The sequence below is a fragment of the Winogradskyella marincola genome (assembly GCF_029624125.1).
GTDB classification, from domain to species: Bacteria; Bacteroidota; Bacteroidia; order Flavobacteriales; family Flavobacteriaceae; genus Winogradskyella; species Winogradskyella marincola.
The window spans coordinates 228924-255056 of the sequence record NZ_JARSBN010000006.1 but is presented as its reverse complement, the minus strand read 5'-3'; the positions used below and the strand labels follow the sequence as shown (position 1 = coordinate 255056).

Annotated in this window: 26 protein-coding genes; 2 read left to right on the top strand and 24 right to left on the bottom strand. The window is 32.5% G+C overall.

Annotated features, from left to right (window positions below; genetic code table 11):
• Positions 1-212 precede the first annotated feature (212 nt).
• The 15 genes from P7122_RS12435 to P7122_RS12365 all read right to left on the bottom strand — a co-directional run bounded on the left by P7122_RS12435 (position 213) and on the right by P7122_RS12365 (position 14217).
• Positions 213-719 carry a hypothetical protein gene (locus P7122_RS12435; protein ID WP_278006127.1) on the bottom strand — a complete coding sequence of 169 codons (507 nt, stop codon included), beginning with the start codon at positions 717-719 and terminating at the stop codon, positions 213-215.
• Positions 720-1182: 463 nt separating this feature from the next.
• On the bottom strand, positions 1183-1617 hold the full coding sequence (locus P7122_RS12430; protein WP_278006126.1) for a c-type cytochrome: 435 nt from the start codon (positions 1615-1617) through the stop codon (positions 1183-1185).
• Positions 1618-1784: 167 nt separating this feature from the next.
• Positions 1785-2303 carry a hypothetical protein gene (locus P7122_RS12425; protein WP_278006125.1) on the bottom strand — a complete coding sequence of 173 codons (519 nt, stop codon included), beginning with the start codon at positions 2301-2303 and terminating at the stop codon, positions 1785-1787.
• A 157-nt stretch (positions 2304-2460) separates the two neighbouring features.
• Positions 2461-3063: a hypothetical protein gene (locus tag P7122_RS12420; RefSeq protein ID WP_278006124.1), complete on the bottom strand. Its 603-nt coding sequence runs from the start codon at positions 3061-3063 to the stop codon at positions 2461-2463.
• Positions 3056-3550, bottom strand: a complete 495-nt coding sequence (locus tag P7122_RS12415) for a hypothetical protein (RefSeq protein WP_278006123.1) — start codon at positions 3548-3550, stop codon at positions 3056-3058. Before P7122_RS12415 ends, P7122_RS12420 begins: the two co-directional genes overlap by 8 nt.
• A gap of 142 nt (positions 3551-3692) precedes the next feature.
• A complete protein-coding gene (locus P7122_RS12410) occupies positions 3693-4175 on the bottom strand; it encodes a hypothetical protein (RefSeq protein WP_278006122.1) in 483 nt (160 codons plus the stop codon).
• A 173-nt stretch (positions 4176-4348) separates the two neighbouring features.
• The gene (locus P7122_RS12405; RefSeq protein WP_278006121.1) at positions 4349-4918 is read right to left on the bottom strand and encodes a hypothetical protein; all 570 of its coding nucleotides are present in this window, start codon (positions 4916-4918) and stop codon (positions 4349-4351) included.
• 159 nt (positions 4919-5077) lie between these two features.
• The gene (locus tag P7122_RS12400; protein ID WP_278006120.1) at positions 5078-5653 is read right to left on the bottom strand and encodes a CAP domain-containing protein; all 576 of its coding nucleotides are present in this window, start codon (positions 5651-5653) and stop codon (positions 5078-5080) included.
• Positions 5654-5785: 132 nt separating this feature from the next.
• Positions 5786-7738, bottom strand: coding sequence for a hypothetical protein (locus P7122_RS12395; protein WP_278006119.1), 1953 nt, complete (start codon positions 7736-7738; stop codon positions 5786-5788).
• A 158-nt stretch (positions 7739-7896) separates the two neighbouring features.
• Positions 7897-8406: a DUF4411 family protein gene (locus P7122_RS12390; RefSeq protein ID WP_278006118.1), complete on the bottom strand. Its 510-nt coding sequence runs from the start codon at positions 8404-8406 to the stop codon at positions 7897-7899.
• Positions 8406-9578, bottom strand: coding sequence for an XRE family transcriptional regulator (locus P7122_RS12385; protein ID WP_278006117.1), 1173 nt, complete (start codon positions 9576-9578; stop codon positions 8406-8408). Before P7122_RS12385 ends, P7122_RS12390 begins: the two co-directional genes overlap by 1 nt.
• A gap of 212 nt (positions 9579-9790) precedes the next feature.
• Positions 9791-11527, bottom strand: coding sequence for a hypothetical protein (locus tag P7122_RS12380; protein ID WP_278006116.1), 1737 nt, complete (start codon positions 11525-11527; stop codon positions 9791-9793).
• 638 nt (positions 11528-12165) lie between these two features.
• On the bottom strand, positions 12166-12957 hold the full coding sequence (locus tag P7122_RS12375) for an anti-sigma factor (RefSeq protein ID WP_278006115.1): 792 nt from the start codon (positions 12955-12957) through the stop codon (positions 12166-12168).
• 1 nt (position 12958) lies between these two features.
• Entirely contained in the window at positions 12959-13489 is a 531-nt protein-coding gene (locus P7122_RS12370) for an RNA polymerase sigma factor (RefSeq protein ID WP_278006114.1), read from the bottom strand.
• A gap of 101 nt (positions 13490-13590) precedes the next feature.
• Positions 13591-14217 (bottom strand): YceI family protein, encoded by a 627-nt coding sequence (locus P7122_RS12365; protein ID WP_278006113.1) that lies wholly within the window; start codon positions 14215-14217, stop codon positions 13591-13593.
• A 246-nt stretch (positions 14218-14463) separates the two neighbouring features.
• On the opposite strand from P7122_RS12365, the gene hemN reads away from it, so the two are divergent.
• Together hemN and P7122_RS12355 are read left to right on the top strand one after the other, a co-directional pair.
• Positions 14464-15828, top strand: a complete 1365-nt coding sequence (gene hemN / locus P7122_RS12360; protein ID WP_278006112.1) for an oxygen-independent coproporphyrinogen III oxidase — start codon at positions 14464-14466, stop codon at positions 15826-15828.
• A 16-nt stretch (positions 15829-15844) separates the two neighbouring features.
• Positions 15845-16678, top strand: a complete 834-nt coding sequence (locus tag P7122_RS12355; protein WP_278006111.1) for a universal stress protein — start codon at positions 15845-15847, stop codon at positions 16676-16678.
• 99 nt (positions 16679-16777) lie between these two features.
• Here P7122_RS12355 and P7122_RS12350 read toward each other — a convergent pair whose 3' ends face one another.
• From P7122_RS12350 to P7122_RS12310, 9 genes are all read right to left on the bottom strand, one after another.
• The gene (locus P7122_RS12350; protein WP_278006110.1) at positions 16778-17377 is read right to left on the bottom strand and encodes a hypothetical protein; all 600 of its coding nucleotides are present in this window, start codon (positions 17375-17377) and stop codon (positions 16778-16780) included.
• Positions 17378-17450: 73 nt separating this feature from the next.
• Positions 17451-18152 carry a sulfite exporter TauE/SafE family protein gene (locus P7122_RS12345; protein ID WP_278006109.1) on the bottom strand — a complete coding sequence of 234 codons (702 nt, stop codon included), beginning with the start codon at positions 18150-18152 and terminating at the stop codon, positions 17451-17453.
• 3 nt (positions 18153-18155) lie between these two features.
• A complete protein-coding gene (locus P7122_RS12340) occupies positions 18156-18602 on the bottom strand; it encodes a FixH family protein (protein ID WP_278006108.1) in 447 nt (148 codons plus the stop codon).
• A 58-nt stretch (positions 18603-18660) separates the two neighbouring features.
• Entirely contained in the window at positions 18661-20085 is a 1425-nt protein-coding gene (ccoG, locus tag P7122_RS12335) for a cytochrome c oxidase accessory protein CcoG (RefSeq protein WP_278006107.1), read from the bottom strand.
• Positions 20086-20105: 20 nt separating this feature from the next.
• A complete protein-coding gene (locus P7122_RS12330; RefSeq protein ID WP_278006106.1) occupies positions 20106-21080 on the bottom strand; it encodes a cbb3-type cytochrome c oxidase N-terminal domain-containing protein in 975 nt (324 codons plus the stop codon).
• Complete coding sequence (locus tag P7122_RS12325; protein ID WP_278006105.1) at positions 21077-21262, bottom strand: CcoQ/FixQ family Cbb3-type cytochrome c oxidase assembly chaperone; 186 nt, start codon at positions 21260-21262, stop codon at positions 21077-21079. The genes P7122_RS12330 and P7122_RS12325 overlap by 4 nt, the downstream gene beginning before the upstream one ends.
• 5 nt (positions 21263-21267) lie before the next feature.
• Positions 21268-23469 (bottom strand): cytochrome-c oxidase, cbb3-type subunit I, encoded by a 2202-nt coding sequence (gene ccoN, locus P7122_RS12320; protein ID WP_278006104.1) that lies wholly within the window; start codon positions 23467-23469, stop codon positions 21268-21270.
• 10 nt (positions 23470-23479) lie between these two features.
• Positions 23480-23659, bottom strand: a complete 180-nt coding sequence (ccoS, locus tag P7122_RS12315; RefSeq protein WP_278006103.1) for a cbb3-type cytochrome oxidase assembly protein CcoS — start codon at positions 23657-23659, stop codon at positions 23480-23482.
• Between the two features lie 74 nt (positions 23660-23733).
• Positions 23734-26109, bottom strand: coding sequence for a heavy metal translocating P-type ATPase (locus P7122_RS12310; RefSeq protein WP_278006102.1), 2376 nt, complete (start codon positions 26107-26109; stop codon positions 23734-23736).
• Positions 26110-26133 lie beyond the last annotated feature (24 nt).

Below are 26133 nucleotides of genomic sequence, written 5' to 3'. Positions count from 1 at the left end.
AAATTGTACTTAAAAAATCTGATATATTATCTTTTGTATTTTTCTGAAGTTCGTTCATACAAATTGCACCTAACGGTCTCGTATAACCGTCAGTTACGGGTTTATATGCGTTAATTTTCGGTTTAGCACTGGCATTAGCAATTCCGAGTGGATTCGGACGTAGTCGAATCCGCCGTAATTGCGGTTATACATTGTTGTACACCGTATTTTTTTCATTCCGTTGTAGCTTTTTCAGCTCTTTCCATAACAGATTCAGCTAATTCATACATTGAGCAACTTGCTTCGCTCATATTCCGTTTTCCAGTCCGCTTTATTTCCGCATTGTCATTCTCCCAATCAAAAACGTAAATTATTTCTCTATAGACTTCGCTTAACTCTTCGTAATTCAATTCGTCATTTTTGCGTCCAAAGTTTTCTTCGGTTTCTATTATTTTAATTGGGTTTCCGTTATTCAGGTAAATTATTGTCCTAATTCGACCATAAGAGAGTCCGATTTCTTCCACTATTTTACAAATCTGTTTATCATTCCGCCAGACTTTTAGAATTCCGCCACCATCAGTTGTAATTCCAGTCAGTTCAACCAAGTCAAATTTCATTTTCATAAGAGTTGAATCCGATTCTATTGATTTTACTTCATTCTCAATTCGGTCAAGATTGTTTTCTTGTCCAAATGCTAAAAATCCGATTAAAGTCAATATAGTTACGAATGTGTTTTTCATATGGTGTACAACGCTTTTGTGTATGGCTCGTTGCGGAAAATAAACTATGATTTTCCAGCGTAACCGAAAGATAGCAGATTGCAATGAATTCCGATTAGGAATTCAGCCGCAATGAGCTATACACATTGTTCTACACAGTTTACCTCGCTCAATTTTCCGCAATTATACCTTTAGTTTGGATGTAAATTGCTATCACAAAGAAGATAAATAAAAACGGAATTCCAAAAAACGTTATTAATAATGGTGGGAAAAACCAAAATATTCCGTTGATTGTAAATATGACTAAAATCCAAGTTTTAATTCCGATTTTATCAGCAAGGAATATGTTTGATATCACACTTATAATTCCAAATCCCCACGCAATGTAAAATAAATAAAATCGCCAGTCGAACTATCAAACACAAAATTAAGTATCAAAAATATATGACTTAATGTAAACGTTGCTAATCCTAAAATTTGCGTCTTACTCACTTATATATTCTAAAATTTGTTCAACTTCTAAATCCGTTAGTTCAAATTCGTGCGAATAATCACGAGAATATTCATCATTTATCGCTTTTGCATATTCATCATTTTGTTCAATCAGTTTATTTTCATTACGCACATATTCATAAAAATATTCTTTTGATGGATAGCGTCCATTTTGTACAAGTCCTTTTAAACTTGGACCGACCATTTTTTTATATAATTTATGACAAGCCGCACAATTTGCATTAAATAGATTTCTCCCTTCTTTTGCTTTTTCGCTAAATGCGTTTCCACAAATAGGTTGTGGGATTTCAGTTGCACAAACAAACTCATTCCGTTCAGCTTGGCTATACACAAAAGCCACTATTCCGATTGTCAAAATCAGAAAGATTGAAGTGAGCAAAATGATTTTATTAGTAACGCTTTTCATTTAATCACAATGTTTTTTTTAAATTGTGTAGAACGTTTTTGGCTATGATACGTTGCGGAAAAATCCGCAGGATTCTTTCCACCATAGCCGAAAGATAACAAAATTGCAATGAAATTCCGATAGGAATTTCAGTAGCAATGGATTATAGCCGTTGTTGTACCCAGTTTTTATTCAGTCATTGTATATCCAGCTCTTGTTTTTAATTTATTAGGCTTAAACATAAATGAAATTCCATTAATATTCAAATCGGTAAGTTCGTCTAGACTTTTATAGTCAGTATAAATTTGACAAGACACTGCTGTAAAATCAAATCGCTTATCTACAGGGTTAAAAAACAACTGAATTCCGCCATCGTAAGTGTTTTCAACCAAATCAACATTAGGAAACAATTCAGTTAGGTAATTCAGTTTCAAATTCAGTTTTTCTCCGCTAAACGCTAAGTATGTAATGGGTTTGTCGGTTTCAGTTTCGTCTAAGTCTGGATTTATAGCAATGTAATTCAGATTCGTGTTTTTAGGAATTAGGAATTTCGATCCACGCTCTTTTCTCTGATATTTTGTATTTTCAGTACCTAACAATTCAGAAGTAGCTCTTGTCGATTTAGAATTACCATTTGATAAGAATTCGGTTATTAAATTTAACCATTCTTTTGATGTTGTATTATTTAATTTTTGTGTTTCAGTCACTATTTTCTCAAATTGGGTACAACGGTCTTGTATATGAAAAGTAGCGAATTTTAAGCACTAACTTTTCGGTTTATAACAGACCTTTAATTTATTCATTTTGTTTCGTTTAATAGGTTAACCCGCTATTTTTTATATACGTTGTTAGGCAAAGTTTTTTTCAGAAAATTGCTCTACATTTTTTATTAGCAGGTTCTTTAACAATGTCAATTCCTTCAATAGATTCAATTTTTTCCACTCTTTCACAACATTGAATTCCCATATAGAATTTACCTTTTATGTGTTCGCATTCTTGCATATCTTTATTGCAAATAGTGCAAGAACTTTTTGAAACAATAGTTCTGTCACTAAAAAATAGTTGTGGTGGGAATAGTAATTTTTCTATGATTAGCAATCTTTGGTTGTACTTATCTAAATGACCATTAACATTATGAGCCTGCATAGATAAAATGGCAAAATCTTGTGCATCAACTAAAAAGTCCCAAGCCTTATTGTAGTCTTTTTCGTTTAGTGATAACCACATCTTATATTCAGATTTCATAGATTCGATTACAAGCTCAAAACTTGCAAATCCATTAGCCAAATCGTTATCAGAAATTTTAATAGCGTTATATTTTTCTTCTTCGGCTTTTTCTTTTAAATCATTTAAACTTTCTATTGCTTTCTTCTTGTCTTCATCACTTGATGTAAAGTTTAAAAACTTACCTTCATTTTTAAACACTTTGTCAGCAATGTCTCGAAATTCGAGTAGCTTGTTATTCATCTTTTAACTTTTCTAGAATTTTTGGTAATTTGTCCAATCCTTGAATATCTCCTTCGTAACTGAATCTTACGTTTTTAGATTTTTTCTTTGGATTCTTCTCGACTATATATTCTAATTTTATTTTTGGCGAACCAGTTTTGCCTTTAAAAAAATCGGTTAAATAGTTAGCAACGACAGATAGACCTACAGCCATTAAGTTTGGATTTTCAGACCAGAATGAATAAGCAATAAACACAGTTGGTCCAATCCAAGTTATATCATTTTCTTGATAATACTTTGTTTCCGAAATATCATTTTCTAGTCTTTCTATATTTATATTTTCGCTACGCCAAAGCTTATTTACTACCTTAACAGAATCATCATAAATAAATTCTTTAACGTCTTTTGCACTTTCAAAATTATAAGGCAGAAATATTAATCCATTTCCATTATTAAGAGATAAATCTTTAATCTTCTCTCTAACGTTAATATATTCTAATTCTTTCATTCTTTACGGTTCGTTTTAAATTTTGCCTAACGGTCTCGTATAACCGTTAGTTGCGGGTTAAATTAGTTATTATTTTCTTTTGTTCACTAGCGTTAGTAATTCCGAGTGGATTCGGACGTAGTCGAATCCGCCGTAATTGCGGTTATACATTGTTGTGCAACGTTTTTTTTAATTCTTTTATTCCGATTATTTCAGTCAATTTATTTATTCCGATGTTTGAAATAATTCTAAACCCTAGTTCTAAAAAAATAAATCTCATTATTAAAATAGTCATAACAAGATGAAATATCAGTTCTAGTTTGTTTTGTACTATTGCTGTAACTATTCCAGAAAGAGTAAATAGAACTATCGTAACAAATATGATTTTAAAAATTCTACCAGTTCGTATTTTCAACGTCCCCTTTTCATTTTTCAATTTCCCTTTCAGAAAACAAAACTCACCAATTATTTTTTTTGAAAGTTTAACTTCAAATTCATTCTTTTCAATTTTTCCGATGAAAGTCTGATTATTCCAATTCGCAACGAACTGTTCTTTCGATAATGTTTGATTTACTAATTCCGAAATTGCTAACGAACAATCATCATTTAATTCAATAAAATAGTCGATTTCAGGAAATATTTTCATTCAGTTTTCGGTTTTTTTGTAATGTTACACAACGGTCTCGGCTATGAGTAGTTGCGTGGTTTAGCACTTAACTTTGCAAGTATATACCAAACTGAAAATCCGCGAGGATTTTCAGAAGTAGGCGAGAACAAGCAATTACTTATAGCCATTGTTAGCAGCTGGTTTTTAATAATTTACATATAGAAATATTTCCACAACCAAATTCCCGAGTAATTGGTTATGCACATATCTTTTATCTTAAATGTAATTATTTTGTCATTAGGTTTTGGTTCAATCTTTTCTCCATTCATAAGTTGTTTTAATAAATATGATTTCTCTTTAAACCACTTTTCTTTTTGATTTGTAGAAACTGCGTATACTTTTAAATAGTTTTTATTTTCGTTCAGTTCAGTCACAATATCTTCAAGAATTGAATTATCTTCAAATTCAGAAGCTGATTCTTTATCAATCCAACCATTTTCCTTTAATACTTGAATTCCGTTATTCGAGTTAGATTTGGCTTTATATTCTATTTCAAAGTTTATGTCAATCAAGCCATATTTCGCAATTGTTCCTTTTATACTGTTACTTTTATTCGACTTGACTTGAATATTTAAATTTTCCTCTACGAGAATCTTTATTTTCTCTGCAATTTGTTCTCCGCTTTTTGATATATCAATTGGGATTTCAATTCCGACATAATCGGTTAATGAATTATATCCTAATTCTCTATTGATTGTTCTTAATGTACTTATACTGTTCACGGTTGTTTTCTTAACTTGCTGCTAACGGTCTCGGCTATGGTTTCGTTGCGTGAAAATCCGCGAGGATTTTCCGATTAAGAAACCAAGTTAGTAAAAGTGCGAGGATTTTCGGCAGAAAATCCGAAGCAATGAACTATAGCCATTGTTGGCATTAGTTTTTTACCATTCATGTTTTGCAATTATTAGACAGACATAAATTTTATGGTCACTACCTATTTCGCGCCTTACAAATCCAATTCCAATATCTTTTAAAGATGCATTCCACTCATCAAGTCCTAGTAAATGTGTTCTATGTCCGAGAGAAGGAACTCCATGGTCATTTATAAAGATGGATATGGCAGAATATCCATCAGGTGTATCGACAGCGATAGACTCAAAATAGTTAGCTTTTTTGTCTTCTAGCCAATCAGCGTTTAGTTTATATCCACTTTTATTTATATAATGATTAATTCCATATCCAGATGGGTCAACATGAGCATAAAAGTTTCTGTCTGCCATATCAAATGCTTTTTTTTCAGCTACAAGTGCTAAAGTATCATTCCACACCAACTTTGTTTTTTGAACTTTTGCATCCTTTAAGAATGGGAAGATATTTTCATATTCTTTTGGATTTACTCTAATATTATTAAGCAAATCAAATGCTTTTAAGGCCTCCTTTTTGTCAATAGTAATATTATTATCACCGTTGAAAGAGGTAATTAATATTGATACAATTATGACTAATGCCTTCTTCATTATTAAGAGTTTGAGGGAATTAATGCCAACGGTCTCGGCTATGAGTAGTTGCGTGGTTTAGCGATTAACTTTGCAAGTACACACCAAACTGAAAATCCGAGAGGATTTTCAGAAGTAGGCGAGAACAAGCAATTACTTATAGCCATTGTTAGCAGCTGTTTTTTTATTAATAATTATATCATTTTCAATCTTTAACAAGGTAAGAATAATTATTTTGAGTATTAAATAATAGTCATCTTTATGTTTTTGCTCAGATTGAGTATTTGTTCCGTGTGAATATTTATTTCTCAAATCATAACCGTTTGTATATATCTTTTGGTTTAGATAGAAATTAAGATATTTTACTTCTTCTTTAGAAAACAAAGTGTTTTCGGTAAACAATATTTTTTTCTCAATTAACAAGTCCATTTCGTCTCTTACGAATTTTGGATAATGCCAATAACTCAATAATTCATTTCTATGAATTTCTCTAATGATATATATAAAAGTGATTTTATCTATTTCTACATTATTTTCTTTGTTGATTCTTAGATAACCGTCTTTAACTAAACTTTGAATTGTGTCTTTTTGATAGTTAGCAAAATCGTCTAGGTTTACTCTTTCCTTTGTCAATAAATCAAATAAGTTCGTGTGTTTTGTTCCAAAAGTTTCTGTATAGTATATATGACTTTGGTCTGAAAAAAATATGTGCTTGAGTTGCAGAATTAGTTTGTCATTTGAATAAACATATTTTCTTTTATTTTGACTGGTAATTTGACTAAACCCTATTGGTTTTGAGCTTACTTGAAGAAGCTCTATATTAATAGTACCATCATCAGCTAAATTTTTGTATTGCTTTAATAAAAAGTCAAAATCAGGTAAAAGAGTTCGGATTTTGTCTAATTCAGGCGAGTTTGAAACTCTGACTTGAAATATCATGTTATTTGGTTCAAGTAATTCGTTTATGTGTGAGATAAATGAATTAATTACTTGCTCAATTCCGCTGTCATTTCTTTTTAAATAATTTTCAATGAGATGTAATTGTAAAATAGAGAGCATTTCTTTTCTAATAAAAACTTCTCCTATTTCATACTCATTTTTGGATTTCAAACCCATCACACGTTCCATAACATCTAATTCACTTGGCTTACTCACTAAGTATATTAATGAGGTTTCATCAGTGTAATTGAATAGGTGACTAAACACTTTAAATAAATCTACTTGGTTTTTAATACCATCAAAATACTTTTCGCTGTAAGTAGCTTCTATTAATCCATTTTCGTTTTTAAATATTACTGGTTCTTCTTGGTCTTTACTAAGTCCACCTTGTACTCTTATATTCCAAGTATGCCCTTTTTCTAGTATTTTATTGTTTTGTTCTTCAGCCTTTTTCTTTGCTTTGTATCTAGTTTTGTCAGAAAGTTTTAAATCATTTGAATCTTTTGACTTCTGTGCAAGTCTTACGTAATTCAAGTTGGAATCTTCACGGTCTAAGTAAATACTTATAATTTCTTCTTTATCTGATAAACTTAGGCTTTTTGGGAAATAGAATCTTGGTGAATTTCTGTCACTTTTCTTTTCTTCAAATTGAGACAATAAAATTTCAGCGGAATATTTATGATTAAGCAAAAAATCCCTTATTACTTTATTGAATTTCTCAACAATATTCTTTTGTTGCAGTATGTAATTTATTTGGGAAGAAAAATTTTCGAGAATACTACCAAATATCGGATGAGATACATTTTTATAGATACTTAGCTTATTAACTAACTCCCAAAAGTTACTTTTATATTGATATTCTAATTCCTTTATTATTTCCTCAATGTTTAGGTCGTTAATTTTTAGGAATCTTTTTTTTAGTGAGGACCAATTTTCCTCTACGATTTGATTATACTTTTCTCGGTCAGATTTATTCCATTTAGGCAAAAATAGGTCGTTGTCAAAATGTAATTTAACATTGTAGAATTCAAGTAAGTCGTTCAATGTTAATATTTTATTGGAATTGAAATTGTTTAATAATTTTTCTGCTTTAAAAAGGTTATGATTTGTAGCCATATCCTCTTTTGAGTAAAATACTATTCTTTCTATTTCGTTTCTTGAACTCACATTTTTTGTCAAATTGCTGCTAACGTGTTTGTATATGGTTTGTTGCGTGTTTAAGCACCTAATTTAGTAAATAATTACGGACAAAGAAAGTCCGCGAGGACTTTCGCAAGTAGGCAAGAAGCCAGCAATAAATTATATACGGTGTTAGCCATCTGGCATTATTCCGATTTACAAGTAAATTTAATATTCAAATTTCTAATAAATTCAAAATCATCTATCCACTTAACATTCATATTGTCGCAAACGTGAGGTATTTTAATTTTCGTTTGTTTTTTAAAATAGTCTTTCGTTTCCTTTGTAACTACGATTGCATTTTCTTTCATAGCGTGTGCAATAACCCAAGGGTCAGCTTTTGAGTGAATTCCGTTACTTGAAACTAAGTATTTATGATTTGGATTAGATGAATATATTTGTTTTAGATGATTTGTTACTTCTCCATCAATTTTTCTAATTGGAATATCACTTTTCTTTAACCAATCTGATAGGTTATCTTCTCCATTCTCAATTTCTTCGTAAACCAATTCTGGAATAAATATTATTCCTTTTTTACCTAAATCATTTAATACTTCCCAATATGATGGACAAATTTCGGGTGAGTAATATTTTTGCCAAGCTTGAATAAGAATATTAGCATCAATACAGTAAACTACTTTTTCATTTTTAAACATTAGGCAAGTAGTTTTTCGAATTTTTGAAATTTGTTTATCTGAGTATTAAGCAGATTACTAGCAATTGAAGGTGATAGCGAGCCATTATTAAAAGAGTCCATAACTATTCTTGTAAATAGTTTGCTGTTTTTATTTAAACGAAGTAGATAAGCATCAGGACCTCCTTTTCGTTCTTTTTGTTTCTCTTTTTTAATTTTTTCTCTTTCTAAAAACTTTTCAAATTCATTTTGTGCATCTTGTTTTAAAGACTTGTATTCGGATTGAGAAATTAAATCTAAGTTTAATGCACGAACTAAAAAAGCAAACGAACTTATTCCAAGCTCTTTTGATTGTTTAAAAATCTTATTATTTGATTCAAAAGTATCATTTCCAAGTTGAGTTATTAATTCTTTAGGCATTAAAGCGTTGGCTGCAACTTGGTTGCAAAATAACTCTACAGGATGAAATTTTGATTTTGGTTTGTCTGTAAAATCAATTTCTATTTCATTTGACACACCTGATTTTGCTATCCAAATGTGAGCTAATTCGTGGACAAGCGTGAAAAGTTGTGGTGCATTCCAGTTTTTTGAGTTTACAAAAACAAAAGGTGCATATTTATCGGCAATTGCAAATCCTTGAATTAAATCTCTATCTAAGACTAATCTTGAGTGTAAGAAACTTGCACGAGAAATAAATATTCCTGCACTTTCTGCTTTATCTATCCATTCAGAAATAGGTGTTTTTTTATAATCACTCGGATTAATCTTTAATGTATCTAAAATGTCTTTTGCAACAACCTCTGGATTATCGTTAATAGAATACTTACCAACAAATGGAAGTGTATTTTCTCCTATTTCTTCAAATAGTTGACTTATCCAATTTTGTTTTTCTTGAACTTCTCGGATTATAAATAAAGAAGCTGTATCCAATTCCTGAGAGTCATCTCTTCTATAGTCTTGAAGTGGATGAAAATCTTTTGGTACCTCAGGCAAGAAAAATAACGAAAAAGGTCTTCTAAAACTTTTCGCTAAGATTTTCGCTTGTCGAATAGTTGGAAAATCAATTCCATCTTCCCAAGTTAAATACCTTTCGGGCGATACAGAAATTTTTTTGGCAGCATCTTCCACAGAAATTTTAGCGGACTTTCTAGCCCACTTTAGTATTTCAGATGTTATGAATGCTTTATCAGCCATTATTTTTTTCTACAAAGGTAAAACTTTAAATTGGAACGTAATTTTTTTTTGCTTGTGGCTAACGGTCTCGTATAACCGTCAGTTACGGGTTAATATGCGTTAATTTTCGGTTTGGTACTGACGTTAGCAATTCCGAGTGGATTCGGACGTAGTCGAATCCGCCGTAATTGCGGTTATACATTGTTAGGTGCTGGCCTTTCTCCATATTTCTCTTAAGCGAACACATCAGCAATTAATTTTTTGATTGTTAAGTTTTCCAGTTTAGCTGCGATTGGTGATACATTATCTTGGTTCAACTTCCAATGCATTCCTTCATTATATATGATTCCTAATAAATAGTGAGATTCTGGTGAGGTAACACCCATTTCTTCTGCTTTTTCTAATTTACTTCTAGTTTTATGAGTTTCTAGAAAGGCAGTTCTGGCATCAGGACTTTGAAGTTTGTTATAAGCAATTTCTTCTATTCTTATTCGTAAACCACCACATACAGCAAATGGGTCGTAAGGTTGGTCAGATAAATAATTTTGAACTTCATTATTTAAGTGATTTTTGAAATTGTCATTTTCTCCCCAAAGCTCAGGTATGCTTAATGCTCTAAATTCATTACGCTTGTCAATTGTTCCTGGGTCGTAATGAAGTAAATATTTAGACACATCATCTTTGATGGTTAAATCATCTCTATTTCTCAAAAGATTAATTATTCCTTGTGCAATTTGAATATTGGACTTGTTGAGATAATAGACCTTTTGATTACTAAATGTGAAATTTTTAAAATAATTAGGATTTAAATGTGTCAATATTAATGGATAAATCCTTTTGTCAGCAAGTTTGTAATCCTTAATGAATTGAGTAATATAATATTGAGCAGCTGTTAGATTTGCGTCATCTAAATAATCAAATACTTCATCAATTATTAAAATATTTGCACCTTTTTTTAAATGTCTTTTAGCTCTAAATAGCATTGATATAAATGTCAAAATATCCCTTTGACCATTAGAAATATGTATCGCCTGTGGAAATTTCACTACTAGTTTTCCACCTGTCTGACTTGTGCTAATATTTTTCCAAGTACAATTAAAAGTTGCAAGAGTTTGGTCGAAACGTTGCTTGTCTAAACGGTAATTACTAAAAGTACAAGCAGCTTTAAAATTATTTGGGTCGTTGTTATAAAGTGAAATTATTTGAATAGCTGCCAAATAGCTTTTGGTTTCACAATTGTAACCAATATCAAACTCATTAATTAAATTCCCAATCGTGTTTAAATATTCAATCTGTTTTAAATCTTCTAAACAGTTTAAAGAAACCCAATTGTTTAATACATTAGCTGTTGCTGTTGAATCTTGAGCATTTATTGAGTCGATTATGAGATTTAGTCTTTGTTGAATTCTATTTCCATTTGCACGTTGTAATGCTTGGTAGTTTTCACTTAATTTTTCTACCAAAACTAAATTTGTTAAAACAGAATTGACATTTGGAAGAACCTTACCACAGTTACCGAAATCAGCTTGATTATTTCTATATGAATACCCGAATTGCGTATTTGCAGGAATTCTATCAACTAAAACAACATCCTTTATTTCTAATCTAGCCGTTGCATTACCGAAACGTGAACCAATTCCTTTTGGTTTAGTTAAGTTATTTATCACGAAATAGTCAAAGTGTGAGCTTATCGTATTAGAATTATTGGTTGCCTCTAAATTATGTGTTGTTCCATTTACATCAATGTATTCAATTGCTATTCGTGGTAGATTCGCATCATTTTCGGCGTGTAAATCATCTTCTGCAAGTGTAATTCTTCTACTATTCATTGAATTAAATGCAGTAGCTAACGAGCTTTTTCCAAATCCATTTGGCGCAACAAGTAGACTTGGTTTGTTGGGATAAATTCCAAGGTCGAAGGTTTTTTGGTCAATTCCTTTTATATTTTCGATTTCAATAATCCTGATCATAAATATTGGCTGGTTGGTCTTTTGGCTTGCACCTAACGTGTTTGTGTTATGGAAAGTTGCGTTTCTATGAACGGCAGATTTTCCGCAGGAAAATCAAAGTTTATAAAAATGCAACAAACTTTAGTTTAAGCTAAAATTAAGCAATTTTTTATACACGGTGTTGCAAGTAGTAGTTTTTTTAAATTTATAATTCCGATTTATTTTTTTTCAATCTTTTTATAATTCCACATTTGAGTTATTTTTCCACCATTCAGATTTTCTGGATTTTGCTAAATTCCGCAAACTTGCTAATTCCGACTTCGAGTAAGATTTCCGCAATTTTGGTTTCCGACTTTGAGTTAATTCACACGTTTTAAAATTCCATAAATAAGATAAATTCCGATTTGAATTTTTCACGAGCGAGAGACTGTTCAGCACTTTTGAAATTCCATTTTTCTCCACTTTAAAACTCAAGAGTTTCGAACCGCAAATTATTCGAGTTTGAGTGGTTTCCGCTATTACTTGCAACTTGTTATATATCAACGAATATATGGTTTTATTTGTTAAAATCACGGGATAAACCAAGTTTTGAGATTGGTTTATCTTGTATAAAGATAGCTAAATAAAGAGGTCCGTTTTATACGTAAGGATACGTATTTTTATGGAGCAGAAGCCACAACACCAAGCGTGTAAAGTTGTTCCATCGTTGGGCTTTCGCTACCACCTGCTGGCTCTAAGGTTATACCAAAGGCCTGACTTTCGTTAGCATTGGCAATGGTAAATATTTTGTTATCATCCGTATTAAAGTCGTCAATAGTACCTAAGCTTGTAGGTGTTAACGGATTTAGTGTTAAAGACCATACTTGCCATACTTTACCTTCAGGTGCGTTTGGTAAACCTTCTCCATCTAGATAAATGGTATCGTCAGCTTTGTTCCAATATACTTTAGCATAGGTAGCAGCATAATCGCCTTGGCCACCTAGAGGTACTGCAATAATATCTTTATTTCTAATGGCATCTAACAAGTTTTTGGTAGCTGCAAGATCGCCTCTGGCTTCTTCAATTTGTATTTCGAGATATTGTTTTTCTGTAGAAACAGTTTGCAACTCTTCTTCAACTTTGTTTTTGTTGTTAAGTGTCCATAGCAAACCACCAGCAAGTAAAACAGAAGCTGCCCAACCTGTGTAAGAAATCCAATTTGGTTTTCTTGGTTTTAAATCTACAACTTTAGTATCTGTGTTTAGTTTTTCTTTAAACGATTCAAAATCTATAGCATGAGGAGATACAGCAGCCGTAAGTTTTACAACAGCGGCTTCTATTTCTAGAACTTCTTGTAATATTTCTGGGTGTTGCTGAATGAGCTCATACACCTCTTGATTTTCTTTTTCAGAAAGTGTACCAGCTACGTAAAGTTCTAAAATACCCGATTCTATATATGCTTTTATATCCATGTTACAATACCATATCCCTTAATTGTTGAATACAGTTTCTATTTCGTGTTTTTATTGTGCCTATTGGCATTTTTAATTCTTCTGAAGCTTCTTTTTGTGTAAAACCTTTAAAGTAAAGTAGTTCTATAACATCTTTACATTTTTTACCAAGGTTTGTCACAAATTTTTTAATTCCGATAGCATCTGTGCTACTATCTAAATTATCATTGCTTGTTATACTATCTACGAAATAATCGGAGTTGAGGTTTTGTTTAGATTGTTTAAAGGCTTTAGACCTCGTCATATCTATTGCTGCATTACGTGCTATGTTTAGTATCCACGTAAAAAAGCGTCCTTTTTTTGAAGAATAGGTGTCTGCTTTATGCCATGCCTTTATAAAGACATCTTGCATAATTTCGTCAGCAATGTCAGTATCTTTTACAATGTTAAAAACTACACCATGTATGCTATTGCTATACATACCATATAGTTTTTTGAACGCAACTTGATTTTTAGACTGAAATTGCTGTACTAATGTATCTAATTCGGTCATACGCGACTTGCTTAGAATTTTTGCAGACAAGAGGAAGGATTATTACTGCAATAGCTCTAGTTATTTTTTGTTAATGTTTTTATTTGAGTTAATAAATATAGTTATTCTTTTCTTAAGTAAGTGTTTACCTCAATGGCAACTTCTTCCCATGTTTTGCTTACACCATCAGCTCCTTTGTGTAGTTCAAAACATATTTCATTAAGTGCAGCTAATGCCTCTAAAGCATTCCAATCCTTAAGTTGCATTACTGTTGTCATTTTTACACGTCTTTCATCAGTAATGGTTACATCTAGAGGTAAATCGTTAGTGACACCATTCATAGTAATTGATGCTGTGTATTTGCCATTTTCGTGTTTTATTGTTCCGCCAATCAATTCAGGATCTAGCATAGCACCAAAGAATGAGGTTTTAATTTTAGCGTCTCTAGATTCGTCTTTGGTAAATAAGCTACTTATAGGTATAGAAAATTCTAAATTATTGAGAGCTTCTGCTGGTGTACTACCTTGTTTTTCTTCAAAATTTACAGTTGTAAATTGCCCTCCAACAGGTGTTTTTTCGGTGGTTTTATAAGCCGTCCAACTTACAGTAGTGGCTTCAGGTTTTGCTACATATAATGGTGTTGATACCACTTTGCTTTCTTTAGAGCCTTTAGCTTCTGTTTTATCATTTTTACAAGCAGTAAAAGTAATAATAGCTAATGATAATAATGTAAATTTTAAGTATTTCATTTCTGTTTTTTTGTTTTTAGTAAAGTTAAGGATATAAGACTTCCAATGCAAATAGAGAAAGATTAATCTTTTAAAAAAGAAGAAGAGAAGATACTATAAATATTAATTAAAAAAGGGTGTTTTTAGAGTGTATTTGTTTTAAGTGTTTTGTGTTTAGATGGTTGCATGATAATTAAAGTGTTATATGACAAAAATCATATTTTATACAGTAGCATACGAGTAATTTTGGCACAAGACAAAGTTAGTATGTGTCAAAAATTAATAAACAAATATAATGTAGCAGGTCCGAGGTATACCAGCTATCCAACGGTTCCGTATTGGAATGCAGAGACGTTTTCATTACAGCAATGGAAACAGGTTTTAAAGCAATCCGTTGATGAATCTAATACCGAAGAAGGTATAAGTCTCTACATACATCTGCCATTTTGTGAAAGTCTTTGCACATTTTGCGGTTGCCATAAACGTATTACCAAAAGACATGAAGTAGAGCTGCCATATATAAAAGCTGTATTAAAAGAGTGGCAATTGTACCGAGATTTATTGGTTACAAAACCAAAAATAAAAGAGTTGCATTTAGGAGGTGGTACACCAACATTTTTCTCACCAGAGAATTTAAAATTACTTATTACTGAATTGCTAAGAGTTTCTGATGTAGCTGAAGATTACGAGTTTTCGTTTGAGGGACATCCTAACAATACTACAAAAGAGCATCTACAGACATTATATGATTTGGGTTTTAGACGCGTAAGTTTTGGAGTTCAGGATTATAATTTAGTAGTTCAGAAAGCTATAAATCGTATTCAACCTTTTGAAAACGTAAAACACGCTACAGAAACTGCAAGAGCTATTGGTTTTACATCAGTTGGTCATGATATTATTTTTGGTTTACCTTTTCAAACCGAAGCAGATGTTATAGAAACCATACAAAAAACTGAAGCTTTAATGCCAGACCGTATTGCCTTTTACAGTTATGCGCATGTACCGTGGATAAAAGGAAATGGACAAAGAGGTTTTAATGATAAAGACCTTCCTTCAGCTGAGTCTAAGCGTAAGCAATACGAAACAGGCAAATCACTCTTAGAAAAAGTTGGTTATACCGAAATAGGGATGGATCATTTTGCCCTAAAAACGGATGGGCTTTATAAAGCCATGCAAAACAAAACGATGCATCGTAATTTTATGGGCTACACAGCATCTAAAACACAAGCTATGATTGGTTTGGGTGTGTCTTCTATAAGCGATAGTTGGTATGGTTTTGCACAAAATGTAAAGTCTATAGAAGAATATTACAACTTGATAGAAAACAATATAATTCCGGTGTATAGAGGCCATATTTTAAGTGAAGAAGATCTTAAAGTAAGAAAGCATATTCTTAATTTAATGTGCCATTTTAAAACATCATGGGTACAACCAGATATGATGTTTAATGAATTACCAGATGTTATTATAAAACTGAAAGAACTAGAACAAGACGGTTTAATAGAGTTTGAAAAAAAACAACTAATCGTAACCAAAAAAGGAAAACCTTTTATAAGAAATATATGCATGGCTTTTGATTTGTTATTGCAACGAAAAAAGCCAAATACTCAACTATTTTCAATGACCATTTAACAAAAACACTAAGATCATGAAAAAGATAATTGTGCCTGTAGATTTTTCAGAGCATTCCGAATATGCTCTAGAAGCCGCTGCAAACCTGGCTAAAAAATACGACTCAGAACTTATAGTCCTACACATGCTAGAATTGTCGAAAGCAGTATTAACTGCAGAAGAAAATACTATTAATGAAGAGGCCGTTTTTTACCTAAAATTAGCAGAACAAAAGTTTATTGATTTTTTAGACAGATCATACTTGGAAGGAATAAAAGTAACACCTATTGTAAAACATTTTAAGGTTTGGAGTGAGGTTAATGATGTGGCTAATAAACATCAGGCAAGCCTAATAGTAATGGGTTCTCATGGCGCAAGTGGAGTTAAAGAAGTGCTCGTTGGCTCTAATACAGAAAAAGTGGTACGTCATGCAGATATTCCGGTATTGGTAATAAAGCATAATCCTATTTTATTAGATTTTGAAATAGGTGTGTTTGCAAGCGATTTTTCAGAAGAAGCTATCGCACCTTATCTAAATGCCAGAAAAACTTTTGAAACATTAGGAGCAAAAATGAACCTGGTTTACGTAAACTCACCGGACGGAAATTTTAGAAGTTCTCCAGAAATTGATAAACGTATATCGTTGTTTCTTAAAAAAGCAGATGGAGATTTAGATAATCTAGAGAACGTACATGTTGTATCAGATTATTCTGTGGAAAAAGGCATATTAAACTTTGCAAATACCATAGGTGCAGATTTAATAGCTGTTGCAACACATGGTAGAAAAGGTTTAGCACATTTCTTTGAAGGTAGTATCTCAGAAGATATTGCAAACCATTCTACTTTGCCTGTAATGACATTTAAAATATAACTCTTGATATTTATTTGGTTAGTTAGTGTTATTAATATCAAGTTAAAACGCCAAAGAACGAGGGCTTTGGCGTTTTTTATTTGTTATATTTTTTAAAAATTAAAAGCGATAGCCAAGTCTTAAATGCAAGTTGACAGCAACACCATTTCTATCATCAAAAATGATAACATTGTCTTTTTTAAATAAATGGTAATAGCCAATACCAATACCTGTTTCGTAAGTAAAATGTTTACCAACATTACGGCGAATTCCCCAAGTAGGTATAATGGTAATGTCAGAAATAAAGACTGTATATTCTGGTAAAGATCCAATAACCATATCTGGATGATAGGTGGTTTTTATTGATATAAAATTTCCGCTGTTACCATCGATGCGTCTTTGTTTAGAAACGCGTTTGTTGAGGTTGTAATACCATCTGGGTTCTAAGGTTAATGCTGGTACCATGATAAAACTTCTTGACCCAACAAAATTTTCACTATAAATACCAGCGTCTAAGCCAAGCTCACTTCTAAGAGCAATGGAGTTAGATAGTTTAGATTCGTTATGAGCCCAAATGCCTAGGAAACCAGTTTGTATTCCATAAGTTGATTTTTCTACACTTGCATCTTGAGCATTAGTTGTGTTGATGAATAGCAATAATGCTAAGCCAAAAAAGAGTTGTTTTATAATTTGATTGAAGATTAATAGTTTACTCCACAATTATAACAAAAAAAGTGACTAGATTAACTATTAAGTCTATTGCTTAGTATCGTATAAATGAAGTTTGTTTTTTTTAATGACACTCAATAGTACTAGTTGCCATTTCAACAACAGGAGCAGGAGAGAGGTAAGGAATACCTAAGCCTAAGCCTCTTAAAATGAATAAAACACCAATAATGACAACAAAAATAGGTATGGCTTTCTGTATACGTTGTTTTATGGTTTGATTTAAAAATTTACCTAAATAAATCGCAGAAGTCATAAGCGGTATTGTACCAATGCCAAACAAAATCATATAAAGACTTCCTTGAAGCAAACTACCAGTTGCCAATGAACCAAATACAGCCATATAAACTAATCCACAAGGCAAAAAGCCATTCAAAAATCCGATAGTTAAAAAAGTATCTGATGTTTTCTTTTTTAAAGCTTGTCCTAAGTTGGACTTTACTTTAGAAATAATCTTGTTAAGTGGTTTAGACAAATTGTATTTAGCAAACGTCTGGTAAGGAATAAGAACAACAACTATCATTAAGATACCAATGGCTATAGAAAGTTGTTGTTGTACTCCAAAAATGTAAAGACTTTTACCAAGTAGACCAAAAACTAAGCCTATTATGCTATAAGCTAGTAGTCTTCCAAAATGATAAATACCAATCTGACTTACTTTTTTTATTGAATTAGAACGATCTACAGGAAGCATAAAGGCTATTGGTCCGCACATACCAACGCAGTGCAGACTTCCCAATAGCCCTAATACTAATCCTGATACTAACATTGACTAATAAATAATTTCTTCTTTGTACAAGTAAGCTTCGTTGTTGTAACTCCAGTCTATGGTAATGTTCCAGCGACCACCTAACAAGTTGTTGTCAGGTATGAGCAAATTGTGGTTAGATAATGAAATAGGAATTTCAAAATCTAGAGCCTTGTTAGATGGTCTGTATAGGAACACTTTGCCATTAATGTTCTTTTCATTTAGTTCGGAAGGAAACGTAACAATTATGCCTTGTTTTGTCTTTTTCCAAGTGATGTTTTTACTTAGTTTTTTGGCATTTTTTTCTTTGTTAATTTCATTTTGAAATTTTAATTCTTGTTGATAATAATCTTCAACAACCAAATCGTGTTCGTATTTAGAGTTTGTACTCATGCTTACTATAAAGTACATGATAAAACCTATAAAGCCTGCAAAAGCTATTACTATTGCTGTTCCCCAATTTATTTTCATATTTCTACTTCCTGCAACAGCAGGAACCTCCTTTTTTTTAAGACCTGCCAGGTCGTTGTTAATTATAACTTCTTGGGCCTAAAAAGGTCACCGAAGTTGTTTCTATTAATTTGTTTCCACTATACACATCTATAGTAAGGTTGTTTTTGTCACCAGATAGTAAACTCTGTTTTAACTCTATAAACAATGTACCTTCTGCCAATCCTTGAGAGCTTACTACAAAAGATTCACTTGTAGATACAAGCTTTATATTACCCTCTATTCCTCTAAGCTTAAAGGTTACATTTTCTATGGTTTCTGTAGTTTTATTAACCAACTTGTAGGTATATACATTGCTTATAATGTTATTGTCTTTATGCTCATATAATTGACCAGGTAACCTTAAAATACGTGCTTCAACATCATTTCTTAAGGCCAACATTCCTGCTAAAACACCTATTAAAATAAGTAGTACAGCAATGTAACCTTTCATACGAGCCGTTAGTTTAAAAGGCTCTTTCTTTTCAATATTATCTTCACTGGCATAACGGATTAATCCTTTTGGTAGATTAATCTTTTCCATTATTGTATCGCACTCATCAATACAAGCAGTACAGTTAACACACTCTAATTGCGTTCCGTTTCTAATATCTATTCCGGTTGGGCAAACATTAACACACTGAAAGCAGTCTATGCAATCTCCATGGCCTAGCGCATTTCTATCTTCATTTTTTCTGAATTTTTTTCTTCCATTTTCGCCTTCACCACGTTTATGATCGTAAGCAACTACAATAGATTTATTGTCTAGCAATACACCTTGAAGTCTACCATAAGGACACGCTATAATGCAGACTTGTTCTCTAAACCATGCGAAAACAAAATAAAATACTCCTGTAAAAATAAGAAGAGGAAACAATGTGCTTAGATGCTCTGATGGCCCTTCTTTTATGTATCTAAGCAGTTTGTCGCTACCAATTAAATAGGCCAAAAAGACATTGGCTATAACAAAAGAAATGATTAAAAAGATAGACCACTTAAGTGTTCGTTTTTTTATTTTTTCGGCATTCCACTTTTGTTTTTCTAAGCGTATTTGTTTGTTTCGGTCACCATCTATCCAATATTCTATGCGTCTAAAAACCATTTCCATAAAAATGGTTTGAGGGCAAATCCAGCCACAAAAAATACGACCAAAGCCTACAGTAAATAGTGTTATAAATACAACACCTATTATCATAGAAATTACAAAAAGATGAAAGTCTTGTGGCCAAAACGGAAAACCAAAGATGTTAAAACGTCTTTCTAAGACATTAAACATTAAAAATTGATTGCCATTGATCTTTACAAAAGGAGCTGCGATTAAAAAGGCTAATAAGAAGTAACTCACTAGCTTTCGCTTATCGTAATAAGGTCCTGAAGGCTTTTTAGGAAAAACCCAATTGCGTTTACCCTCATCGTTAATGGTACCAATTGAATCTCTAAAAACTTCGTTGCCTGGCGTTTCCATTTTAGCCTAAACTTTTTTTGTTAATCTCTAGATACAACAGTTTGTGTTTCTGTAGTTTCTTCTGAGTTTTCTTGGGTTTTGGTATCTTCAGTTTTTTCTGTCTCTGTTTTTTCAACAGAATCATCTACCCAAAGATCTCCTTGTGGTTCTTTTGGGTTAGCAGGTGTGGAGCCTTGAAATTGTAAAACATAACTTGCGACTTGAGCCATTTCTAATGGTTTTAGATTGGTTTTCCATGCAACCATACCTTTTCCGTCTCGTCCACCTTCAGAAATCGTTCTAAAGACATTTTTTATACCACCTCCAAGAATCCAGTGTTGGTCGGTTAAATTTGGTCCAATTCCACCACCTCCATCTGCCATATGACAGGCTACACAGTTGGTTTCAAAAATCTTTTTTCCAGCGTTTAAGTCAGAAGTTTCGGTAAGCATTTCAACAGTGTTAACATCGACTAAGTTTTTTGCTGTTTTTTTGTATTCTTCAATCGCTCTATTCGCTTCGGCATATTCAATTTCATATTCTGCAAATTGATCATCGGCATTAAATACATGGTACCTTAGCATGTATATAACAGCAAAAACAATTGAAGCATAAAAACCGTATAACCACCATGGTGGCAGGTTGTTGTCTAATTCTTTTATACCATCGTAGTTGTGGTCTAAAATAATTTCGCCTTCTTGTTCTATAGGTTTAGAATCTAGGAGTTTTTTGTAAGTAGACTTTACCCATAGTACCAATTTTGAAGGTTTGTTGCGTTGTGCATCGTATCTTGCTTTGCCTTCGTCATTAAGGCTTTGGTATAAGATGTTGTCTAAAGCACCAACAATACCTTCTATTGCTATAAGAACAAGCAATACCAATAGTAAAAACAGCAATATTAAAGGTTGCTCTATAAAAGCGGGTTGATCTCCAGAGTCTACAAAATATTCTACAAGTGCTGCAATAGTAAAAAACACTACAGGAACTCTTATGTATGATGGAATTAAATGTCTCATAATTGTGAATCGTTTTGGTTGTCTAATGGTATATTGCTTACTTTAGAGATGTAGTCTTTCTTTGCTGTAAAGACCCAGTAAAAAAGGCTTACAAAAAAGATGAAGAAGATTAAAAGGGATATCAAGGGATAGATTTCTATCCCAGTGATACTTTCCATATGATTTTTTACAAACTTTAGCATGGCGTTTAGTTTTGAGCGGTTTCGTTAATAATTTCTTTGACTTTTATATCTGTACCCAAGCGTTGTAGGTAGGCAATAAGAGCAACAATTTCTCTGTTTCGCATTTCAACAAAACCTTCGCCAGCAGAAGCTTTATCCGCTTCATATGATTTTGCAAAATCAGGATCGCTGTAAAGATTTTTTTCTATTTGCGTACCTTGTTCTAACATTGAAGCTTGTGCATTAGCGATATCTTCTTCTGTGTATGGTACACCAAGGCTAACCATGGTTTCCATTTTCTTTTCTGTCATAGACTTATCTAGCTTACTGCCTTCTCCAACAATTAACCATTTGTAGGCAGGCATAATAGACCCAGAAGAGGTACTTTGAGGATCGTACATGTGGTTAAAGTGCCAGTTGTCGTTGTATTTGCCACCAACTCTGTGTAGATCTGGTCCTGTACGTTTACTTCCCCAAAGAAATGGATGGTCGTAAACATATTCGCCGGCTTTAGAGTATTCACCATAGCGTTCTACTTCACTTCTAAAAGGTCTTACCATCTGAGAATGGCAACCGACACAACCTTCTCTTATATAAATATCTCGTCCTTCTAATTCTAAAGGTGTATATGGTTCTACACTGCTAATGGTTGGTATGTTAGATTTTACAACTATGGTTGGTATAATTTGTACAATACCTCCAATTAAAATTGCAACAGTTGCATAGATGGTTAATAAAACAGGCTTACGCTCTAACCAAGTGTGCCATCCTTCACCAGACACTCGTCTTTTTGATACACGTTGTAGTGCAGGTGCTTCTGCAAGCTCATCTGTAACTTTGCTTTCAGATTTTACAATGGTCATTATTATGTTATAAACCAGAATAAGTAACCCTATAATAAATAGTGTACCACCTATAGCACGCATCCAATACATTGGCATTATCTCTGTAACTGTTTCTAAAAAGTTACCATATACTAATGTGCCATCTGGATTAAACTGTTTCCACATACTGGCTTGTGTAAAACCAGCAACATACATTGGCAAAGCATATAATATGATACCTAACGTGCCTACCCAAAAATGTAAGTTTGCCATTGCAGTAGAGTAGAGTTTGGTTTTAAATAATCGAGGTACTAACCAATAGATCATACCAAAGGTTAAGAATCCATTCCAAGCTAAAGCACCTACGTGTACGTGGGCAATAATCCAATCTGTAAAATGGCCAATAGCGTTTACGTTTTTTAATGATAGCATTGGGCCTTCAAACGTTGCCATACCATAGCCAGTAATGGCAACTACCATAAATTTAAGAACAGGATCTGTACGAACCTTATCCCAAGCACCACGTAAGGTTAATAATCCATTAATCATACCTCCCCAAGAAGGTGCAATAAGCATTACAGAGAAGGCAACACCTAGATGTTGAGCCCATTCTGGTAAAGCTGTATATAGTAAATGATGAGGTCCTGCCCAGATGTATATAAAAATTAACGACCAGAAATGAACAATAGAGAGTCTATAAGAATATACAGGTCTGTTTGCGGCTTTAGGAATAAAGTAGTACATCAGCCCTAAAAATGGTGTTGTTAAGAAGAAAGCCACAGCGTTATGGCCATACCACCATTGTACTAAAGCATCTTGTACACCTGCATATACAGAGTAACTTTTTAAACCACTTACAGGTAGTTCTAAGCTATTAAAAATATGAAGTACAGCAACCGTAACAAACGTGGCTAAGTAAAACCAAATAGCAACATATAAATGGCGTTGACGACGTTTTAGAATTGTCCCTATCATGTTGATACCAAAAGCAACCCAAATAAGCGCAATTGCAATATCAAAAGGCCATTCTAACTCTGCATATTCTTTTGAAGTTGTGTAGCCTAATGGCAATGTAATAGCAGCACCAACAATGATGAGCTGCCAACCCCAAAAATTAAAGTTGCTCAAAAAATCACTAAACATTCTTGCTTTAAGCAAACGTTGAAGTGAATAATAAACACCAGCAAAAATAGCATTACCAACAAAGGCAAAAATCACGGCATTGGTATGTAAAGGTCTTAAACGACCAAAGCTTAACCATGAAACTCCATCTGTTAGGTTTGGGAATATAAACATAAAGGCTAGCAGTAGTCCAACTAGCATACCTACAACTCCCCAAAGTATTGTGGCATAAAGGAACTTTTTAACGATTTTGTTATCGTAGTAAAATTGTTGCATTTCCATATTAAAATAATTAGTCAGTTTTTGTTGATTTCTTTGTTTTTGGTTTTACCAGCTCGTCTTCAAAAAGCATACGTACAGAAGGTGTGTAGCTATCATCATACTGACCAGATTTTACTGCAGTTAAAAAGATGATAAAGAAAGCTACGCCAACGACGACGCTTACTGATAATAAAATGTAAATAACACTCATACCTAATTGAAGTTATGGTTCAAAATTACTGTGCATCTCTAGCATAAAACATGACATTTATCATGTTGGCTTTTTTATTTGAGTTTTTTGCCGATTAAATTTGTTGCTATAGTTGTAAAGACCACTATGCTTATAGAACTCAAAGGCATTAATATGGCTGCTACCACAGGTGCTAACTGTCCTGTAACTGCAAAATATAGTCCTACAACATTGTAGATAAAAGACAGAACAAAACTCCACTTTATAACTTTTATGGCCGATTTAGACGCTTTTATATAGGCATACAACTCTTTGAATTTTGAAGCATCTAAAATGGCATCGCAAGCAGGTGAGAAGACGTTAACATCTTCAGATATAGCAATACCAACATCACTTTGAGCTAAGGCGCCAGCATCGTTAAGACCATCGCCAATCATTAGGACTTTAGCACCTTCAGATTGATGATATTTTATAAACTCTAATTTGTCTTCTGGTTTTTGATTGAAAATGAGTTTCGTTTTTGCAGGCAATAGCTTCTTTAGATTTTCGCGTTCGCCTTCATTATCACCAGAAAGGATAACTAAATCGAATTGCTTTTTTAACTTATTGAATAGTTTTGAAACACCTTTTCTATAACTATTATAAAAGGTATATTTTCCTTTATAAACATTATTACTGCTTATATGAACAGTTGTATTTAGAACATTAGTTTCTTGAGGATTACCAACAAAACTTGCCGAACCTATTTTGAGATTAATATCATTATGTTTGGCCTCTATACCTTTGCCTATATGCTCTTCAAAAGTATCTAGAGTTACAATATTGTGTTCCTTCAGAATGCTATAAAGGCTTCTGCTCAGTGGATGGTTAGAGCCTCTTAGAGAATTTTTTAATACCAGGTTTTCAGTATCAGAAAGTAGCTCTCCATCGTAGATAGCATTGCTAGATTTGTTTGAAGTTATGGTTCCTGTTTTATCAAAAATTACAGTATCAATCTGTGCTAATTTTTCAATAACACTGGCATTTTTGATGTAAAATTTCAACTTACCAAATATGCGTAATAGGTTGCCAAAAGTAAACGGAGCAGAAAGCGCAATAGCACAAGGGCACGCAATAATAAGTACAGCAGTAAACACATTCATGGCTTTAGATATATCTGTGATAATCCAAAACATTGTTGCTACTAAGGCTATAAATAAAATAGCGATGGTAAAGTGCTTGCTTATTTTGTTTGTAATGGTAGCAAAACCATCGTCTTTATTTTTATTAAAAACGTCATTACTCCACAATTGAGTTAAATAACTTTGTTCAACAGATTTTAGGGCTTCAAGCTCAATAACACCAGAGGTTTGCTTGCCACCAGCAAAGAGTTTATCGCCAGAAATTTTGGATACAGTTTGCGATTCACCAGTTACAAAACTGTAATCTATTTTGCCTTTACCATTAATAAGAATGGCGTCTACAGGAATTAATTCTTCATTTCTAATGAGTATTCTATCTCCTTTTTCAATATCATAAACCTGTATAGAAGATTCGCTGCCATCAGGTGCTATTTTTGTAATTGCAATTGGGAAATAGGATTTGTAATCGCGTTCAAAGGACAAAAAATCATAAGTTTTTTGCTGAAAGAATTTTCCAACTAATAGAAAGAATATCAAACCAGCTAAACTATCAAAAAAGCCAGAACCTAAATCAAAAAGAATTTCAACTGTACTTCTAATAAATAATACCGAAATACCTAAAGCAATAGGAACATCTATATTTAGAATTTTTGCTTTTAAACCTTTGTATGCAGATATAAAATAATCTTGAGAAGAATAAAAGACTAACGGAATAGACATAATAAACATTAACCATCTAAAGAGGTGTTTGTACTGTTCTAGCCAATATTCATTGAGTTCAAAATACTCAGGGAAAGACAAAAACATAATATTGCCAAAACCAAAACCAGCAATGCCTAGTTTGTAAATTAATGAACGGTTAACTTGTTTTTTTTCGGTTTGGTAATCTTCTAAGCTTATATACGGTTCGTAACCTATAGAGCTTAGTAAAATTACAACTTGTTTTAAACTCGTTGTTTTTGGAGAATAAGAAACACGAACAGTTTTTTTTCCAAAGTTTACCAAAGAATCTGTGATACTTGTATTAAGCTGTTTCAAGTTTTCTAGTATCCAAATACAAGAACTACAATGAATGTGTGGAATGTAGAGCGTTACAATTTCTATTGTATCACTTCTAAATTCTGTAAGGTTTTCAATAATTTTTTCTTCCGAAAGAAAATCATATTTACCTTCTATTTCTTTTGGAACTGCGCCAGGAGAATTTTGTAAATCATAGTAGCAGGTAAGATTATTTTCGTTAAAAATCTCAAAAACGGTTTTACAACCATTGCAACAGAATGATTTTTCTTGAAACGTAATAGGATGATTACCACAATCATCACCACAGTGAAAACAAGTTTTGTTTTCCATTTTATTTGCTCATTTATACCTAGA

What these genes read in the sequence shown, in the direction of transcription:
- ccoN (WP_278006104.1), bottom strand. Translation starts at nt 23,469, where the DNA reads ATGGAAATGCAACAATTTTACTACGATAACAAAATCGTTAAAAAGTTC.
- P7122_RS12385 (WP_278006117.1), bottom strand. Translation starts at nt 9,578, where the DNA reads ATGGCTGATAAAGCATTCATAACATCTGAAATACTAAAGTGGGCTAGA.
- P7122_RS12435 (WP_278006127.1), bottom strand. Translation starts at nt 719, where the DNA reads ATGAAAAACACATTCGTAACTATATTGACTTTAATCGGATTTTTAGCA.
- P7122_RS12390 (WP_278006118.1), bottom strand. Translation starts at nt 8,406, where the DNA reads ATGTTTAAAAATGAAAAAGTAGTTTACTGTATTGATGCTAATATTCTT.
- P7122_RS12380 (WP_278006116.1), bottom strand. Translation starts at nt 11,527, where the DNA reads ATGATCAGGATTATTGAAATCGAAAATATAAAAGGAATTGACCAAAAA.
- P7122_RS12375 (WP_278006115.1), bottom strand. Translation starts at nt 12,957, where the DNA reads ATGGATATAAAAGCATATATAGAATCGGGTATTTTAGAACTTTACGTA.
- ccoS (WP_278006103.1), bottom strand. Translation starts at nt 23,659, where the DNA reads ATGAGTGTTATTTACATTTTATTATCAGTAAGCGTCGTCGTTGGCGTA.
- P7122_RS12430 (WP_278006126.1), bottom strand. Translation starts at nt 1,617, where the DNA reads ATGAAAAGCGTTACTAATAAAATCATTTTGCTCACTTCAATCTTTCTG.
- P7122_RS12415 (WP_278006123.1), bottom strand. Translation starts at nt 3,550, where the DNA reads ATGAAAGAATTAGAATATATTAACGTTAGAGAGAAGATTAAAGATTTA.
- P7122_RS12325 (WP_278006105.1), bottom strand. Translation starts at nt 21,262, where the DNA reads ATGCTAAAGTTTGTAAAAAATCATATGGAAAGTATCACTGGGATAGAA.
- P7122_RS12420 (WP_278006124.1), bottom strand. Translation starts at nt 3,063, where the DNA reads ATGAATAACAAGCTACTCGAATTTCGAGACATTGCTGACAAAGTGTTT.
- P7122_RS12400 (WP_278006120.1), bottom strand. Translation starts at nt 5,653, where the DNA reads ATGAAGAAGGCATTAGTCATAATTGTATCAATATTAATTACCTCTTTC.
- P7122_RS12310 (WP_278006102.1), bottom strand. Translation starts at nt 26,109, where the DNA reads ATGGAAAACAAAACTTGTTTTCACTGTGGTGATGATTGTGGTAATCAT.
- P7122_RS12410 (WP_278006122.1), bottom strand. Translation starts at nt 4,175, where the DNA reads ATGAAAATATTTCCTGAAATCGACTATTTTATTGAATTAAATGATGAT.
- P7122_RS12345 (WP_278006109.1), bottom strand. Translation starts at nt 18,152, where the DNA reads ATGTTAGTATCAGGATTAGTATTAGGGCTATTGGGAAGTCTGCACTGC.
- P7122_RS12330 (WP_278006106.1), bottom strand. Translation starts at nt 21,080, where the DNA reads ATGAGACATTTAATTCCATCATACATAAGAGTTCCTGTAGTGTTTTTT.
- P7122_RS12340 (WP_278006108.1), bottom strand. Translation starts at nt 18,602, where the DNA reads ATGAAAATAAATTGGGGAACAGCAATAGTAATAGCTTTTGCAGGCTTT.
- P7122_RS12365 (WP_278006113.1), bottom strand. Translation starts at nt 14,217, where the DNA reads ATGAAATACTTAAAATTTACATTATTATCATTAGCTATTATTACTTTT.
- P7122_RS12370 (WP_278006114.1), bottom strand. Translation starts at nt 13,489, where the DNA reads ATGACCGAATTAGATACATTAGTACAGCAATTTCAGTCTAAAAATCAA.
- hemN (WP_278006112.1), top strand. Translation starts at nt 14,464, where the DNA reads ATGTGTCAAAAATTAATAAACAAATATAATGTAGCAGGTCCGAGGTAT.
- ccoG (WP_278006107.1), bottom strand. Translation starts at nt 20,085, where the DNA reads ATGGAAACGCCAGGCAACGAAGTTTTTAGAGATTCAATTGGTACCATT.
- P7122_RS12355 (WP_278006111.1), top strand. Translation starts at nt 15,845, where the DNA reads ATGAAAAAGATAATTGTGCCTGTAGATTTTTCAGAGCATTCCGAATAT.